Origin of the sequence: Actinoplanes ianthinogenes (genome assembly GCF_018324205.1) — a bacterium.
In the GTDB taxonomy this organism is placed as follows: domain Bacteria; phylum Actinomycetota; class Actinomycetes; order Mycobacteriales; family Micromonosporaceae; genus Actinoplanes; species Actinoplanes ianthinogenes.
This window is the reverse complement of the sequence record NZ_AP023356.1, coordinates 8,579,784-8,595,863: the sequence shown is the minus strand read 5'-3', so window position 1 is coordinate 8,595,863 and position 16,080 is coordinate 8,579,784. Positions and strand designations below refer to the sequence as shown.

At 74.3% G+C, this 16,080-nt stretch carries 17 protein-coding genes; 7 read left to right on the top strand and 10 right to left on the bottom strand.

The window, feature by feature from the left end:
• Positions 1-38: 38 nt before the first annotated feature.
• Together dmpI and Aiant_RS38715 are read right to left on the bottom strand one after the other, a co-directional pair.
• Complete coding sequence (gene dmpI / locus Aiant_RS38720; protein ID WP_189335010.1) at positions 39-221, bottom strand: 4-oxalocrotonate tautomerase DmpI; 183 nt, start codon at positions 219-221, stop codon at positions 39-41.
• 89 nt (positions 222-310) lie between these two features.
• Entirely contained in the window at positions 311-1,189 is an 879-nt protein-coding gene (locus Aiant_RS38715) for a LysR family transcriptional regulator (RefSeq protein WP_189335011.1), read from the bottom strand.
• Between the two features lie 332 nt (positions 1,190-1,521).
• Between Aiant_RS38715 and Aiant_RS38710 the strand changes: the two genes are divergently transcribed.
• A complete protein-coding gene (locus Aiant_RS38710) occupies positions 1,522-2,943 on the top strand; it encodes a magnesium transporter MgtE N-terminal domain-containing protein (RefSeq protein ID WP_189335012.1) in 1,422 nt (473 codons plus the stop codon).
• Here Aiant_RS38710 and Aiant_RS38705 read toward each other — a convergent pair.
• The 3 genes from Aiant_RS38705 to Aiant_RS38695 are packed head-to-tail and all read right to left on the bottom strand — an operon-like array spanning position 2,877 to position 5,275.
• The gene (locus Aiant_RS38705) at positions 2,877-3,545 is read right to left on the bottom strand and encodes an HAD family hydrolase (protein WP_189335013.1); all 669 of its coding nucleotides are present in this window, start codon (positions 3,543-3,545) and stop codon (positions 2,877-2,879) included. The two genes, Aiant_RS38710 and Aiant_RS38705, sit on opposite strands and share 67 nt — an antisense overlap.
• A 42-nt stretch (positions 3,546-3,587) precedes the next feature.
• A complete protein-coding gene (locus Aiant_RS38700) occupies positions 3,588-4,226 on the bottom strand; it encodes a response regulator (protein ID WP_189335014.1) in 639 nt (212 codons plus the stop codon).
• A complete protein-coding gene (locus Aiant_RS38695) occupies positions 4,223-5,275 on the bottom strand; it encodes a sensor histidine kinase (protein WP_189335015.1) in 1,053 nt (350 codons plus the stop codon). Before Aiant_RS38695 ends, Aiant_RS38700 begins: the two co-directional genes overlap by 4 nt.
• A 43-nt stretch (positions 5,276-5,318) precedes the next feature.
• Between Aiant_RS38695 and Aiant_RS38690 the strand changes: the two genes are divergently transcribed.
• Positions 5,319-7,049: a DJ-1/PfpI family protein gene (locus Aiant_RS38690; protein WP_189335016.1), complete on the top strand. Its 1,731-nt coding sequence runs from the start codon at positions 5,319-5,321 to the stop codon at positions 7,047-7,049.
• Here the strand turns inward: Aiant_RS38690 and Aiant_RS38685 are convergent.
• Genes Aiant_RS38685 through Aiant_RS38675 form a run of 3 tightly spaced genes read right to left on the bottom strand, consistent with a single transcriptional unit; the run spans position 7,036 to position 10,303 of the window.
• Entirely contained in the window at positions 7,036-8,235 is a 1,200-nt protein-coding gene (locus Aiant_RS38685) for a PP2C family protein-serine/threonine phosphatase (RefSeq protein WP_189335017.1), read from the bottom strand. The two genes, Aiant_RS38690 and Aiant_RS38685, sit on opposite strands and share 14 nt — an antisense overlap.
• A 46-nt stretch (positions 8,236-8,281) precedes the next feature.
• On the bottom strand, positions 8,282-9,481 hold the full coding sequence (locus Aiant_RS38680) for a cysteine desulfurase-like protein (RefSeq protein ID WP_189335018.1): 1,200 nt from the start codon (positions 9,479-9,481) through the stop codon (positions 8,282-8,284).
• A 9-nt stretch (positions 9,482-9,490) separates the two neighbouring features.
• Complete coding sequence (locus tag Aiant_RS38675; protein ID WP_189335019.1) at positions 9,491-10,303, bottom strand: MBL fold metallo-hydrolase; 813 nt, start codon at positions 10,301-10,303, stop codon at positions 9,491-9,493.
• Positions 10,304-10,381: 78 nt separating this feature from the next.
• On the opposite strand from Aiant_RS38675, the gene Aiant_RS38670 reads away from it, so the two are divergent.
• The 3 genes from Aiant_RS38670 to Aiant_RS38660 all read left to right on the top strand — a co-directional run bounded on the left by Aiant_RS38670 (position 10,382) and on the right by Aiant_RS38660 (position 12,290).
• A complete protein-coding gene (locus Aiant_RS38670; protein ID WP_229831131.1) occupies positions 10,382-11,158 on the top strand; it encodes an inositol monophosphatase family protein in 777 nt (258 codons plus the stop codon).
• A 64-nt stretch (positions 11,159-11,222) separates the two neighbouring features.
• Complete coding sequence (locus Aiant_RS38665) at positions 11,223-11,879, top strand: hypothetical protein (protein ID WP_189335021.1); 657 nt, start codon at positions 11,223-11,225, stop codon at positions 11,877-11,879.
• Between the two features lie 21 nt (positions 11,880-11,900).
• Positions 11,901-12,290, top strand: a complete 390-nt coding sequence (locus Aiant_RS38660; RefSeq protein ID WP_189335022.1) for a VOC family protein — start codon at positions 11,901-11,903, stop codon at positions 12,288-12,290.
• 5 nt (positions 12,291-12,295) lie between these two features.
• Here Aiant_RS38660 and Aiant_RS38655 read toward each other — a convergent pair whose 3' ends face one another.
• A complete protein-coding gene (locus Aiant_RS38655; RefSeq protein WP_189335023.1) occupies positions 12,296-13,312 on the bottom strand; it encodes an ArsR/SmtB family transcription factor in 1,017 nt (338 codons plus the stop codon).
• A 118-nt stretch (positions 13,313-13,430) separates the two neighbouring features.
• Positions 13,431-14,105, bottom strand: coding sequence for a DUF4253 domain-containing protein (locus tag Aiant_RS38650; protein WP_189335024.1), 675 nt, complete (start codon positions 14,103-14,105; stop codon positions 13,431-13,433).
• Positions 14,106-14,141: 36 nt separating this feature from the next.
• Here Aiant_RS38650 and Aiant_RS38645 point away from each other — a divergent pair, with 36 nt between their 5' ends.
• Together Aiant_RS38645 and Aiant_RS38640 are read left to right on the top strand one after the other, a co-directional pair.
• Positions 14,142-15,617 carry a tetratricopeptide repeat protein gene (locus Aiant_RS38645; protein WP_189335025.1) on the top strand — a complete coding sequence of 492 codons (1,476 nt, stop codon included), beginning with the start codon at positions 14,142-14,144 and terminating at the stop codon, positions 15,615-15,617.
• The gene (locus Aiant_RS38640) at positions 15,614-15,754 is read left to right on the top strand and encodes a hypothetical protein (protein WP_189335026.1); all 141 of its coding nucleotides are present in this window, start codon (positions 15,614-15,616) and stop codon (positions 15,752-15,754) included. Before Aiant_RS38645 ends, Aiant_RS38640 begins: the two co-directional genes overlap by 4 nt.
• The last annotated feature ends 326 nt before the right edge of the window (positions 15,755-16,080 follow it).

The following is a 16,080-nucleotide window of genomic DNA, read 5'->3' as shown; positions in this document are numbered from 1 at the left end:
CGCGGGGGTGCCTGGCCGCGCCGCCCGTCGCGGGCCGGTCAGCGGTCAGCGGTCAGCTTCCCGGCCGCGCCCCAGCTGTCCGGGGCGACCTCGTGGATCCACACCTGGACCGACTCGGCCGGGATCTGATAGGCGTCGACGAACGCGTCGGTGATCCGGGCGACCAGATCCCGCTTGAGCGCGGCGTCGCGCGGGCCCTGCTGGATGGTGACGATGGGCATGGACTCTCTCCTGTCCGTTCGAGTGGATCTGCCCTTGAGTCCACTCCGGCCGGCCGCCGCGAACCAGCAGCAGTACGCGCACGCAGCGATCACGGATCGAGATCGTCGGCGGCCACCCGGCGGCACGCCGCGAGCAGCGAGCCGGCCCGGTCGCCGGTGGCCGGCACGACCAGCGAGGTGGTCAGCGCCAACGGCACCGGCAGGAACGCCACGCGGGGGTGGTGCATCTGCCGGGCGGCGGCCGCGTACATCACCGTCCACCCGGGAGCACCCGCGCCGAACGCCGCCAGGGTGTCCTCCAGGGCGCCGGCCGGCGGGCCGGGCCGGGGATCGAAACCGGCGTCCCGGCACGCCCGCAGGACCAGGTCGACCAGGGGCGGGTTGGTGCGGCGCGGCGTGAGATACAGCGGCAGCCCGGCGAACCCGGCCAGGTCCGCCACGGCCGGGCGACGCCGGGCCGAGACCGCCACCACCAGCCGGTCCTGCCACACCGGGACCTGCCGGAGCCCGTCCGGCAGCTCGACCGTCCCGCGGACGAACGCGGCATCCCACTCCCGGTCGGCGACCCGCCGCAGCCGCTCCTGGGTGGCCGCCGAGACCAGTTCGGCCCGGGTGTCCGGAGCCAGCCGGCCCAGCTCCTCGAGGATGCGTTCCAGGCGGTCGCCCAGGCCCCGGCTGGTCCCGACGCGCAGCACCGACTCCCGGCCGGCGACGAACCCGGCGGCCGTGGCCAGCGCGTCCCGCTCGGCGTCGAGGACCCGGCGGGCGGCCGGCAGGAACGCGGCCCCGGCGTCGGTGAGCCGCACCCGGCGCGGGGTCCGGTCGAACAGCGCCACGCCCAGCTCCCGCTCGAGACGGCCGATCTGCTGGCTCACCGCCGACTGCACGATCATCAGCCGCTCGGCCGCCCGGGCGAAGTGCAGTTCCTCCGCCACCGTGACGAAGTACCTCAACTGGCGAAGCTCCACCGGCCGATGATGTCAGGCGCGCCGGGGATAACGTTCGGCCCGGCCGATCGTTGCACTGGTAACGGCAGGCGGAGCGGGCCCGCTGCAACGGACCCGCTCCCGGTGACATGTCCGCGTGAACGCTCATCACCGATCGGTGGTGAGCGTTTCCTCATTTTCCGAACACGTCCTGCCGATCCACCGCTGCCCGGGGCAGGCGGACAACTGAGGATCGGCAGCTGACTATCCCGTACGGGTGGTCTACCGGACCGGACCCGGTGTGCGTCAATTGCCGGTCACCCGATCGGGTGTCACGTGGGACAGCGCCGGACGGGGTGGGACACGATGGGCCGATGGAACCGGCCACCCGCACCGCGGCGCCGGCGTCGCCGCCGGACCCGCGAGCCACCGAGACCATCGCCGACCTGGCCGAACAGCTGCGGCAGCTGCGCCTGACCGCGCCCCGGCCGGCCCCCACCGACAACCCGCTGACCCTGCGGCAGCTGGCCGCGCTGACCGGGCTGCCGCACAGCACCCTCGGCAACGCCGAGTCCGGCCGGGTGCTGCCGCGCGTCGAGGTGGTCTACCGGATCGCGCAGGCCTGCGGGGTGCCGGACGACCAGTTGCCCTGGTGGACGGCGGCCCGCAACCGGGTGGCGGGCCGCCGGGGCCGCGCGCCGCATCCGGCGGCGCCGCGGCCGGCCGTGGAGCGCCTCGCCGGCCGGCCGGCCGGCCCGGAGCGCGTCCCCGCCGACGAACTGCTGCTGGAACTCGGCGGCACCACCGTCGACAAGGCCGCCGAGCTGCTCGCCGGGCGCGCCCCGGAGTCGGTCGTCGCGTTCCTCGAACGGCTGCACCCGGCCCTGGTGGCGAAACTGCTCACCGCGATGGACCCGGTGCTGGCCGTGGGCCACCTCAACGGGCTGTCGCCGGAGCAGGCCGTGGCCTGCCTCAACGCCACCGACCCGGCCACCGCCGCCCGGCTGCTGACCCTGACGCCGCCCACCGCCGCGGTGGCCCACCTGGGCGCCATGGACCCGGAGGCGGCCGCCCGCGCGCTGGCGGCGATGCCGAACGCGGCGCTCGTGCCGCGGCTGCCGCACCTGGAGGTCGACCTGGTCCGGCGGGCGGCGCGCGGCATGCCGGCACAGCAGCGCACCGCCCTGCTGACCGGCGCCTCGCTGCCCGCGGCGGTCACCGGCGAGCTGCTGTTCAGCCTCGGCTTCGACGGCTCGCTCGCGCTGGTCCGCTCGGCCGGTCCGCGGGTCGGCGCGCGGCTGCTGACGGCGCTGCCGGCCGACCCGGCCGCCGGACTGCTCGCCGAGCTGCCCGCCAGGGAGGCCGCATCGATGATCAAAAGCATGGCGCCGGAGCAGGCCGCCGCCCGGCTGCTCGGCCTGACCGACCGGCAGGCCGCCGAGCGGCTCGCCCCGCTGCCGCCGCGACCGCTGGGCGACGTGCTCGCGCAGCTGCCGGTGCCGTGCGCCGCGCGGGTGCTCGCCTGGTTCACCGCCGCCCGCCGCACCGCGGTGCTGCAACGGATGCGGCCCGACCGGGCCGTGCCGATCCGCTGGCACACCGAGACGGCCACCTACCGGCTGTGGCTGCCCACCCTCGGCGCACCGGCCGCGGACGGCGGCGCGACCAGCGCGCCGACCCTGGCCGAGCTGGTCACCGCCGGTCCACCGGCGCCGGCGCTCGGCATCGCCTATGCGGACAGCTTCGCGACCGCGGAGTCGTCGAGGGCGGCCAGCAGCGCCGCCGGATCGTCGTAGGTGGCGACGGCGCCGGCCTCGGTCAGCTCGCCGGCGGAGGTGCCGCCACAGGTCAGGCCGATGCACGGGATGTTCAGGCGGCCGGCGGCCTGCACGTCCCAGACCGAGTCGCCGACGAAGACGGCGGCGTGCGGGTCGACGTCGCTCTGGTCGAGGGCGGCCTGGAGGATGTCCGGATCGGGCTTGCTGCGCTCGGCGTCGGCGGACGAGGTCGCGGCCGCGATCACGTCGTCGGCGCCGAGCACCCGGCGCAGCTGTTTCAGCTCCGGCTCCTTGGCCGACGAGGCGAGCACGACCGCCAGGCCCCGCCCGGCGACCGCGCGCAGCAGCTCGGGCGCCCCGGGCAGCGGGCGCAGCCGCTCCCACCAGGCGCCGTAGAGCACGTCGTGGGCGGTGGTGGCCCGCTCGTCCAGGTCCCTGTCGCGGTCCTCGCCGAGCAGGTGATCGAGCAGGTTGTCGGAGCCCATCCCGATCCCCCGGTGGATCTTCGCCATCGGGACGTCGGCGCCCTCCTGACGCAGCGCCTCCCACCAGGCGACGGTGTGCAGGTACGTGGTGTCGACGAGGGTGCCGTCGACGTCGAAGAGAACCCCGGATCGCATGTCCTTGCGGGTACCCCGATCTCCGTCGGCGAATCCCCCGGCTCAGAGCAGGCCCAGCTCGCGGGCGCGCAGGGCCGCCTGGGTGCGGTCGCGGGCGCCGAGCTTGGCCAGGGCGTTGGTCACGTGGTTCTTGACGGTCCCCTCGGCCAGGAACAGCGCGGTGGCGATCTCACGGTTGCTGCGGCCGCCGGCCAGCAGGCGGACCACGTCCAGCTCCCGGCCGGTCAGCGGCGCGACCAGCGGCGCGGGCACGGCCGGGGGCAGCTGGGCCACCCGGGACACCAGCTTGGCGGCGACGCCCGGCTCCAGCACCGACTCGCCGCGCACGGCGGCGCGGACCGCTTCCATCAGGCGTTCCGAGGACGCGTCCTTGAGCAGGTAGCCGATCGCACCGGCCTGGATCGCGGCGAACACGTCGGCGTCGTCGTCGAACGTGGTCAGCGCGATCACCCGGACCGCGGGCTGCTCGTCACGCAGGCGCCGGGTCGCGGTGGCGCCGTCCATCACCGGCATCCGCAGGTCCATCAGCACCACGTCCGGGGACAGCCGGGCGGACAGCTCGACCGCCTGCGCGCCGTCCGCGGCCTCGCCGACCACCTGGACGTCGTCCTGCACCGACAGCAGCGCCGCGAGCGCCTCGCGGAACAGCCGCTGGTCGTCGGCGAGCAGCACCCGGATCATGCCGGCGCCGTCACGGTGAGCGTGGAGCCCTGGCCGGGCACCGAGTCCAGGGCGACCACGCCGCCCAGCTCGGCGACCCGCTCGCGCAGGCCGGTCAGCCCGAACCCGCCGGACTCGCCGGGTGCCGCGCCGCAGCCGTCGTCGCCGACCACCATCCGCACCTCGCCCGGCAGGTAGTCGAGCAGGACGTCGGCCCGGGTCGCGCGGGCGTGCCGGCGGACGTTGGTCAGGCCCTCCTGCGCGGCGCGGTACAGCGCCTCCTCGACGTCCACGGGCAGTGAGCGGGGAGTGCCGCGGATCTCGAGGTGGATCCATGGGCCGGCCTGCGACACCAGCCGGGCCAGCCGCTCCCGCACGGGCAGGTCGGTGCGCAACGCGGCGACCGAGCGCCGCACCTCGGACAACGCCTCCAGTGCCTGCTCCTCGGCCTGGGCCAGCATCTCGTTCGCGCGGCCCGGGTCGCGCTCCAGCAGCGCGCGCCCGGCGCGGATCTGCATCTGCAACGTGGTCAGGTGGTGGCCGAGCCCGTCGTGGATGTCGCGGGCGACCCGGTTGCGTTCCCGGGTGGTGGCCAGCTCGGCCAGCTGCGCGTTGGCCGCTGCCAGCTCCTGCCGGGTCTGCTGCTCGCGGCGCAGCAGCAACGTCACGACCAGCGCGAACAGGGCCGCCACCAGCATCCCGGAGCCCTCCCGCAGGCCGGCGCCCCAGTCCATGCCGACGTGCCCGAACGGCACTGCGACCGCGACCAGCGCGGCCGCCGGCAGCGGCAGCAGCAGGACGGCCTGCACGACCAGCACGATGAGCAGCAGGGTGCCGCCCCAGGACGCGTGCGCGGCGCCGAACATCAGCAGGCCGAGCGCGCCCTGGAGGACGAAGTAGCCGGCCCGCCAGCCCCACGCGCGGCCGGGCAGCCACCAGGTGCCGAGCACGACCAGCGCGGCGAAGATCGCGCCGGTCACGATCCCGGGCCAGGGTTGCGGGTGGGCGACGCACTCGAGGACCAGGACACCGTACGCGCCGGCGGTCAGCAACCACAGGAATCGCTCCACACCTGCACCTTGACCGGCATCACCCGACCCGTCAATGTGGATCATGACCGGGACCATGACCTTCGGCACGGGCGGCATGACCCGGCCGGCCGGGACCATCGTCGGCATGCGAATCCGCCGCACCCTTGCCGTTCTGTTCGCCGGGCTGTTCTCGGCGACCGCCGTGGGCGTGATCCACGCACGTGGCGTGGTCGACGCGGTCTATCCGGCGCCACGCTCGCTGTCCGTGCCGGCCCCCGCGGCCACCACCTCCGGCACCCGGCCGACCGTCGCGGTGCTGCTCGGCGCGGCCGGGGCGAACGCCGCCGACGTGCTGGCGCCCTATGAGACGCTCGCCGCCTCGGGCCGTTACACCGTGCTCACGGTCGCCGAGAGCCACGACCCGGTGCCGCTGACCGGCGGCCTCGAGGTCGTCCCCGACCGCACCTTCGCCGACCTGGGCCGGGCCGACTGGATCGTGGTGCCGGCCGTGCAGCAGACGGACACGCCGCGGCTCCGGCCGGCGGTCGACTGGCTCCAGCGCCGCTACGCCGACGGCTCCAAGATCATGAGCGTCTGCGCGGGCGCCGGGCTGCTGGCCCGCACCGGGCTGCTCACCGGCCGTCCGGCGACCAGCCACTGGCTGGCTCAGTACGGCCTGGAGCGCGAGTATCCGGAGGTGCGCTGGCAGCGCGGCACCCGCTATGTCGACGACGGCCGGATCGTCACCACCGCCGGCGTGCTCTCCGGCGTGGACGGCGCGCTGCGCATCCTGGAGCGCGAGCACGGCGCGGAGGTGGCCCGGCAGGCCGCGGCCGCGGTGCGCTGGACGGCGTACCACCCTGGTGGCCCCGCGCCGATCGACGCCGCCCACCCCGGTCCCGCCGACACCGTCGCGCTGCTCAACCTGGGCTTCCGCCGGCAGGTGCACGCCGCGGTGCTGCTCACCCCGCAGGTCGGTGAGATCGAGCTGGCGTCGGTGTTCCGCACGTACACCGAGATGTCGTACACCGCCCGGCTCACCCCGGTCTCCGCCGACGGCGGGCCGATCCGCTCCCGGCACGGGCTCACGTTCCTGGCGCGCGCCGCGGCCGGCGGCGCCGGTTACGACCGGCTGATCGTGCCCGGCCACCAGGCGGCGGCCGGTGGCGTCGACCCGGCCTGGCACCCGGTCTACGTGCATCAGCGCGACGAGTTCCCGTTCGAGGGCACGCTGCGCGACCTGGCCGCCACCACCGACGTGCCGACCGCCCACTGGGTGGCCAAGTCGCTGGAGTACCGGCCGGGCGAGCTGTCCGGGACGGCTTTCCCGTGGTGGCCCGCGCTGCTGCTGACGCTGGCCGCGCTCGCCGGCGGCATCGGCTGTGTCCTGCTGCGCGCCGGTCTCGCCCGGCGCCCGCGGCTGCGGCACTGGCTGCGTCACCTCGTCGAGATGCTGATCGCGATGGTCGCCGGGATGGTGCTGCTCGGCCCGCTGTGGGGCGGCCTGACTCACGGCCGGCCGGTGGCGATGGCGCTGGCCATGGGGTTCGACATGGCGCTCGGGATGGCCGCCTGGATGGCGGTGCGCGGCCACGACCGGCGCATGATCGGCGAGATGGCGCTGGTGATGGTCGCGCCGTTCGTGCTGCTGGCACCGTTCGTCAGCGGCGCGGCGCTGATGACCGCCGGGCACACGCTGATGCTGGTCGCGATGGTGGCGCTGATGCTCGTCCGGTGGCGCCACTACTCCCAGGCGCCCACCTGGTCCCCGGTGTTCCGCCGCCGCACCGAGCAGCCGGTCACCAGCGGATGAGTGGCCGGTGAGGGGGATGACGCCACCGCAGCATGGCCGCGGTGGCGTCGTCCCGCAGCTCACCGTCCTCGTAGGAGACGATCGTCTGGATCAGTCGCCGCATCACCTCCGGAGCCGGCGTCGCCTGGCCCAGCGCGTCCAGCAGGAACGCGCTGAGCCGCTCGGGGCCGAACAGCGTCCCGGAGGCGTCCCGCGCCTCGGTGATGCCGTCGGTGTAAAGGACCAGGGTGTCCCCCGGCTCCAGCTGCCGCTCGACGACCCGCGGCGGCCGCCGGAGCATGTGCCCGAGGCCGAGCGGCAGGGTGTTCGGCGAGGGCAGCGGCTGCCGGGCCTGGCCGTCGCGCAGGAACAGCTCCGCCGGATGCCCGGCGCTGATCCGCCGATAGGCGCCGGTCGCCATGTCCAGCTCGGCCAGCAGCGCGGTGACGAAAGCCCCCGGATACTGCGCCCGGATCCACTTGTCGATCGAGCGGCAGGTGTCGGTCAGCGACAAACCCGATCGACGGGCATTACGGTACGTGTTGAGCGTCAGCGTGGTGAGCGCGCTCGCGCTGATCCCATGGCCCACCGTGTCGAAGAGCGCGACGTGCAGCACGTCGTCGTTGGCCGCGTAATCGAACGCGTCCCCGCCGACGTCGTAACACGGCTCCAGCACCGCGGTCACCGTGGTCCCGTCCACCGCGAAGGTGAGCGGCGGCAGCTGATTCCAGATGATCTCGGCGGCCAGCTGCATGGGCAGCCGCCGCCGGGTGAACTCGACCGCGTCGCCGTAAAACCGCCGGCTCGCGATCAGCTCCGCCACCAGGGCCGCGATCACCTCCAGGTCGTGCTGATCGGCGGCCTCCGGCTGGTGGACGAGCCGGAACTCCAGGACACCGAGGCGTTCCGCCCCGTGCAGCAGCGGCAGCCACAGCAGCCCGCCGCCGTCCTCGCCGAGCCACTGCGGCTCGGCGGTGGTGAACGCCCGCCCGGCGAGCGAGTCCTCCAGCGGCAGCACGACCGCCCGGTCGAGGGTGGTGCCGCGCAGCGGATGCAGCGCCACCTGCCCGTAATCGACGAGCAGCACGGTGGCGTGGTCGGCGTCGAGCAGCGGCGCGGCGTCGGCCAGCACCCGCGGCAGGTCCTCGGCCCGGCCACGGTGCCGCAGATCCATGAGCCGGCGAACGGCCTCCATCGGCGCGAGCATCAGCCCATCCTCCAACCCGCCGGGCGATAACGCAGCAGCCGGGTCGTCAGAGGAACGCGGCGAGGCCGGCGAGCAGCCGGTCCACCTCCTCGGCGGTGGTGTAAGGGGCCACGCCCACCCGCAGCGCGGGCGCTTCCAGCTTCATCGCCGCGAACGGCTCGTAGGCGTAGAACGAGCCGGCCGGCGCCAGCACGCCCCGGCCGGCCAGGTGGACCTGCGCGTCCCGGGCGTCGCGGCCGGCGAAACTCATCAGCAGCGTCGGGGTGCGCTCGGCGGCCCGCGAATACACGGTCACCTCGTCGCCCAGCTCGCGCAGGCCGTCCTCGACCCGCCGGCGCAGTGCCGACTCGTGCTCGTGCACCGAGGCCAGCGAGTTCGTCAGCCGGTCCCGGCGGGTGGACCCGGTGCCCGGGTCGATCCCGGCCAGGAAGTCGACCGCGGCGGTGGCGCCGGCCAGGATCTCGTAGGGCAGGGTGCCGAACTCGAAGCGTTCCGGGACGGTGTCGGGCGAGGGCAGAAGTTTGTCCGGCGCGATGGTCTCCAGCAGCTCCGGCGCGCCGGCGAGCACCCCGCAGTGCGGGCCGAGGAACTTGTAGGGCGAGCAGACGAACAGGTCGGCGCCCAGCTCGGCCACGTCCACCCGGTGGTGGGCCGCGTAGTGCACGCCGTCGACGTACACCAGAGCCCCGGCCTCGTGGGCCAGGTCGGCGACCTGGCGCACCGGCGGCACCGTGCCGACCAGGTTGGACGCGGCGGTCACCGCGACCAGCCGGGTCCGCGACGACAGCACCCGGCGCAGCGAGTCCAGGTCCAGCTCGGTGCTGCCGGTGTCGAACTCGATCCAGTGGACCGCGACGCCGGCCCGCTCGGCCTGCTGGATCCACGGGCGCACGTTGCTGTCGTGGTCGAGCCGGCTGACCACGATCTCGTCGCCGGGTCGCCAGCTTTTCGCCAGGTGCCGGGCGAAGTCGTAGGTGAGCTGGGTGGCGCTGCGCCCGTGCACGACGCCCTCCGGGCGCACGCCGAGAAGATCGGCGTAGGCGGCCCGGAACTCGGCGACGGCGCGCTCCGCGTTCAGCTCGGAGACACTGACCGCGCCGCGGTTGGACAGCGGCCCGGTCAGCGTCGCCACGATCGCGTCGGCGACCGGCTGCGGGGTCTGTGTCCCGCCCGGGCCGTCGAAGAACGCGAGCCCGTGGGACAGGGACGGGAAGTGCCCGCGCAGGGCGGTGACGTCGACGCTCATCCGGTCAACCTACGACGCGGACAGCTCCGCGGCGACCGCGTCGGCACCCAGCCCGATCATCCAGGTCAGCGGCGCACCGGGCAGGAACCGGCTCATCGTCGCGGTCAGCTCCTCGCGCTGCGCGTCGGTCAGCGCCGGCGCCCCACCGGCCAGGCGGGCCACCACCTCCCGGTACATCATCAGGTAACGCCGCTGGTCGGCCAGCATGCGCACGTCGCCGGGGGCGCCGTGCCCGGGCAGCAGCGTCTTGCCGTCGAGCTCGGTGGCGAGGTGGTCGAGCGCGGTCAGCCAGTCGCCGGTGTGCCCGTCCGCGGTGTACGGGTGCACCCCGTGGAACGCCAGGTCACCGATGAACGCGTGGTCGTCCAGGACCAGGTAGGAGTCGGCGTGGCTCTCCGCGGCGCCGACGGCGTGCACGCTGAACCGCAGGCCGCCCAGCTGCACCACGTCACCGTCGGACAGCCAGCGGTCCGGGACCCGGTGCTTGTCGGGCCACTCCGCGCCGTACACCGGCTGCCACTGCGCCCGCTTCGGCTCGGCGATCGCGGCGATGGTCTCGGCCACGCCGGCGGTGGCGAACACCGGGACGTCGTCGCCGGCGACGGTCGGCAGGCCGTTGAAGTGGTCCGGGTGCGCGTGCGTGACGAAGACGCCGAGCAGTGGTTTGTGCAGGGCCTCGATCCGGGCGGCGAGCGCGCGGATGTCGGACAGCAGCAGGTTCGCGTCGACGAGCACGACCCCCTCGGCGCCCTCGATCAGGTAGCTGTTGACGAACAGGCCCGCTTCGGCAGCGGTGTAGGTGTGCAGGCGGTACTCGCTCATGCGGCCGACGCTATTCCGGGCGGCGGGCAGCGTACAGAAGGCACTTGGAAGTGCCCTTTCCGCTAGTGTTCGCGGGTGATGGATCGAGATCTCTTCGCGGCCCGTGAGCTCGTCGCCGACCTCGCGGTGCGGGCCGGCCGGTTGCAGCTGGAGCGGCGCGACACCCTGCGGATGGGCGCGCCCAAGGCGCACGTCAACGACGTGGTCTCCGACGTCGACATCGCCAGCGAGCGGCTCATCGTGGACGCGATCCGCGCGGCGTGGCCGGACGACGCGGTGCAGGCCGAGGAGGGGCACGGGCGGTCCGGGGCGAGCGGTTGGACCTGGGTCGTCGACCCGCTGGACGGCACCCGCAACTACGTCAGCCGGACCGGGCCGTGGTCGGTGTGCATCGCGCTCTACCACCAGGAGCAGGCCGTGATCGCCGTCGTGCACGACCCGGCGGCCGGCGAGACGTTCAGCGCGGTGGCGGGCGCCGGGGCGCTGCTCAACGGCGAGCCGATCTCCGGCTCGGCCGGGCCGCCGCTGGAGCAGGCCCTGATCGGGGTCAGCTTCCAGCCGAACCCGGCGACCAAGGAACGCGCCGGCAAGGTGGTCCGGGAGCTGCTCCCGAGGTGCGGGGACATCCGCCGGGTGCCCGCGGCGCTGAACCTGGTGTATCAGGCGGCCGGGCGCCTCGACGGCGGCCTGGCCCTGGACACGAACCTGTGGGACATCGCAGCCGGGGCGCTGATCGCCCGGGAGGCGGGCGTGGTCCTCGGCGGGCACGGGACGGACTTCTCCACGGAGCTCACCATCGGCGCCGCCGCGCCGCTGTGGCCGTCGCTGTCCGAGCTGATCCGCGCCGTCGCCTGACCGAGCCGTCGAATCCGCCGGTGAAAGTGCTTGTCCGCGAGAACCCGGTGCCGATGATCGGGCCATGACCGAACACGGGGACCGCTTCACGCTGACGCTCGGGCCCGACGGGCGGGGGTTGCTCACCCTGGCGCTCCGCCGGCACCCCCACGTGAACGCCGAGGAATACGTGCGCGCCCAGCGCTACTGGGCGTGCGCCCCGGCCGGCGCGCGGCCCCGCTGGCTCGCCCTCGCCGGTCACCCGTCGGTCCTGCAGCGCCCGGGCGAACACGTCGAGGATCCGCGCGAGGCGGCCGAGGCGCACGCCGCCGCCTCGGCCTACCTGCCCGGTGTCCCGTGCTCGGCGTGCGGCGACCGCACGTGGAAGCCGGCCAACCGCGAGGTGGTCACCCGGTATGTCCTCACCGGCCTGACCGGCGGCTGCGTCACCTGCCAGGAGCCCCCGGTCGTCGCCACCGCGCCGCCCCCCACCGCCTCGCGCCCCGCCCCGGCCCCCGCTCCCGCCCCGGCCCCGGCCGCCGCCCCTCCCCGGGTCGACTTCGGACCCCCGCAGACCGTGAACGCGCGAATCCTGACCGAGGTGAACGTCCGCCTGGACGGCACCGCCGCCGCGATGCTGTGGTCCGCCGGCGGCGGCGACAACCGGACGATGTCGTCGCTGGTCACCGACCTGATCTCGCGCAATCTCGGCAACCGCCGGACCACCGATGTCCTGATCTGACCGACTTGAGATCATCGTGGGGTGACCTCTTACGTCTCCCACACGACCGTTGACTGCACCGACGCCTACGGCCTGTCCCGCTGGTGGCAGCTGGTCCTCGACTACCGCGAGGACGCGGACGACCCGAACGAGCCCGGCCACGAGGAATGCCTGATCATGTCGGCGGACGGGCGGCACCGGCTGCTGTTCATCGAGGTGCCGGACGCCAAGCAGGTGAAGAACCGGATCCACCTCGACCTGCGGCCCGCCGACGGCGATCGCGACGCCGAGGTGACCCGGCTGACCTCGATCGGCGCGAGCGTGGTGAGCGACCTGCGCAAACCGGACGGCACCGGCTGGGTCGTGCTCGCCGACCCGGAGGGCAACGAGTTCTGCGTGCTGCGCAGCGAGGCCGAGCTCGCCCGCGGGTAACCGGCTCAGACGGCGTTGAGCAGCCCGGCCCCCAGGCCGGTGAGCGTGTGCCGCACGGTGTTGCGATGGCGGCGGCTGACCACCAGCCCCGCCTCGCGCAGCACCGTCGCGTGCTGGCTGGCCCCACCCGGCGAGATCCCGATCCGCTGCGCCAGCTCCGACGTGGTGCAGCCGTCCGCGATCACCCGCAGCGCCGCCGCCCGGGTCCCGCCGAGCAACCCGGCGAGGGCCTTCTCCCCGGACTCGTCGCAGCGGCGCCACAGCCGCAACGCCGCCGCGGCATCCAGGCTCACCGGATAGAGCAGCACCGCCGGATCGTCGTTCCAAGGGGTGAACAGGCCGGGGTCGGAGCTGGTGAACAGCGACGGCGCCAGCACCAGGCCGCGGCCACCCAGGTGCACCTCGGTGACCACGCCGGCGCCCTGCCGGTTGACCCCGAGATAGCCGGGCACCTCCAGCACCGGTGACTTCCAGTGCAGGGTGGGGGCCAGCCCGGCCAGCATCGCGTCCAGCCCGTGCCGGGCCATCACGTCGACCCGGGCCGCCCGCTCGCTGTCGAGCAGGGCCCGGATCCGCGGCCAGTACGGCATGATCGCCAGCTCGTGATACTCGTCCAGAGCGCCGCTCAGCCGCTCCCGCGCGGCCCGGTCGCCGTGCGCGAAGTCGCCGATCCAGCCGGACCGCACCCCGGCCACCACCGGGGCGAAGGAGAACTCGGCGCGCAGCGGCCCGGCCGGCGCGCGGCACAGCCGGTCGACCGCCTCGGCGTGTTCCTCGGCCGGACCGACCAGGGTGAACAGGTCGACCAGGCCGGCCGTCGGCGCGAGGAAGCGGGCCAGGTCACCGACGTCCGGGGAGAGCGTCCGGGCGCCGGCCACGGTCGGTGCCCGCCATCGGCCGAACCACCGCTGCTCCCCCGGCCGTTGCAGCCGGTTGAGGCTCAGTTGCAGCTCGGCGAGCGGGCCCAGCACGACCACCCGGACCTTCATGGCATCGGCGACCGTGAAGTGGATGCGCAGCACGGCACCATCCTGGCTCGCACCGCGGTGTTTTAGCCAGAACGGAATGTCCTTGATCGACAGTGCCGGTCTGACCGAGGCTTGAGGAGCAGGTCATCGGGGGCGTGTGAGTGGTGGGACGTCAGTCCCACCACATCCGCCAGACCTGCGCCCCGAGCAGCCCGGCCGCGAGATCGGTGAGGTGCTCGGCGCCGTACAGGTCGTACTCCCCGTCGTTGTAGGCGCGGTACCGCCCGGCCAGGGCCAGCGCGTCCGGCCTGGTCAGCGGCGGGCGGGCGACCGCGTACTCGACGGTCGTGCCGGTCAGCACCACCAGCTCCGCGCCGTAGCGCTCCTGCCAGTACCGCATGATCGCGGCGTGCTCGCCCGGGCTCGGATACTTGTTCCAGCCGCCGTAGTGCAGCACCACCGGCACCAGCCACGGCTCGGCCGCCGGGACCAGCGCCACCGTCACCTGCGCCGGCTGCCCGCTGCGGAAATACGGCAGGCCGAACCCGGGCCGCTCCGGCTCGGACGGCCACTCCCCCTCGTCGACGAAGTCGGGGACCAGCAGCTTCGACCCGTCGAGGGCGTACGCCTGCGCCAGCGACTCGTCCACCGTCGCGTACGTGTAGGAATCCGCCAGATACTCCGGGGTGTCCTCCTCCATCAGCAGCGGCCACAGCCCGCTCGCCGGGTACTCCGCCCGCAGCCGCTCCCACCAGCGCAGCGCGTCGTCCCCGGCCGCCGGGAACCCGACGACCTCCACCCCGGACGGGGTGGTGAACAGCGGAACCGTCGGCGGCAGATCGATCATCGGCGAATACTAGAGGAAGTCCGTAGACTGCCCGGCGTGACTGCAGCCCCCACCCCGGTCGATGTCGCCTTCGCCCTGCTGCGCGAGGGCCGGCTGGTCGACGCGGAGAACGTGATGACCCGCGAGGTGCAGGCCGCCACCGTGCGGCACGGCGCCGGCAGCCCGGCCTGGGCGTCCGCCCAGTGCGACCTGGGCAACGTGCTGCTCAACGCCGATCAGCTGGACCGCGCCGTCGAGTGCTTCCGGCAGGCCGCCTCGGCGCCGCCGCGCGACCACGAGTCACACAAGGACCAGCTGACGTACCGGTTGAACCTGGGCATGGCGCTGCGCTTCGCCGACCGGCTCGACGAGGCCGAGCGGGAGCTGCGCCAGGGCGTACGGGAGCGGCTCGCGTTCTACGGCCGGGAGCACGCCGGGTACGCGTTCGGCCTGGAACCCCTCGCCGACCTGCTGCTGCACCGCGGCAACCACGCCGAGGCCCGCCAGGTCGTCGAGGAGGCCGTGCAGAACCTGTGGAGCAACGGCCACGAGCGGGTCGCCTCGGCGCTCGCGCTGCGGGCCATGATCGTGCACGCCTCCGACTCCACCGACCCGGTCTTCGTCGGTTTCCCCCAGCTGCCCGACGAGGTCGTCGAGCAGATCGCGCACGCCGTCCTGCAAGCCGTCGACCATGGCGAACCGGCGTCGAAAGACCTGGTCGCCCTGCTGGTCGCCGCCGTCGAGGAGCGCCTCGGCCCGGACCACCAGGCCACCCTCAACGCCCTGTCGGTGCAGGCCAACCTGGGGCAGGACCTGGGCGACCAGGCCGACCGGGTGGAGGCGATCGAGCGGGTGCTGGCGTCCTACGACCGGCAGGGCCGGCCGGAGGAGGCGGTCATGGCGGCGCTCGGGCTGGCCATGGCCCAGGGCGACGCCGGCGACCCGGACGCCGCGCTGCGCACCTACGAGTCGGCGTACGCCCGCGCCGAGCGGGTCGGCCGCCCCGAGTTGCAGAGCCAGGTGCTGCGCAACTGGGGCCTCGCGCTGCGCGACGCCGGCCGGTCCGGCCCCGCCGAGCAGCGGCTGACCGAGGCGGTGACGCAGGCCCGCCGCGGCGCCGACCACGAGACGGTCGGCCGGGCCGGGGTCGCGCTCGGGCTGTTCCTCCAGCACGAGGAGCGGCTGCCGGAGGCTCGCACGGTGCTGGAGGAGACGCTGCCGCTGCTCGGCCCGGCCCACCCGGACGCGATCGTCGGGCGCAGCCACCTCGGCGCGGTGCTGGAGGGACGGACCTGCGGCTGCGGCGACATGGCCGGCACGATCGCCGAGGCGTTCCGCGAGTTCGTGCTCACCCGGCTCCCGGCCGACCTGCTGGCCGACCTGGAGGTGGCGATCGTCGACGACGACTTCAAAATCAACGTCGAGCTGCGACGCGAGCCGGCCGAGGACGAGCTGGACCGCCTCAACGCCGTCTTCCAGTCCGCGCACGCCGAGTTCCGCCGCCGTCTCACCGAGCCGCGCTACACCGGATGACCCTCGCCGAGGCAGCCGTCCTGTTCGGCGGCGGCCTGGCCCCGGCCACCGTCATCGGCGGCTTCTCCGGCGCACGCCTCACCCGCCGCCTCCCCGCCGAGGCCCTGCGCTGGACCATCGTCGCCTTCCGCACCTGACCGCTCCACTCAACCCTTCTTTCGGTACGCCGTGAGCCCACGCCCGCCGAATCCCGCCGCGAGTGCCGGCGCCCGAGCTCGTCGCCGCCCGACGCGCTCGGGCGTTCCTGCCGGAGGGTCGTGCCAGAATCCCGGCGAATGCCGACAAGGCCGCGATCACGCGTCGCAACCGCTGCCGACAGAAGAACGATTCGCCGGATACGTCACCGAGCCGGCGTTCTGCGATGCTCGGAACAGCGAAAATCGGTTTGCCGGGACCGGGCGGGCGTGCGAGGGTTCGCTGCCGTTCGCGCCCACCGGCCGGGCGGCGGATCCGTACCCCCTCA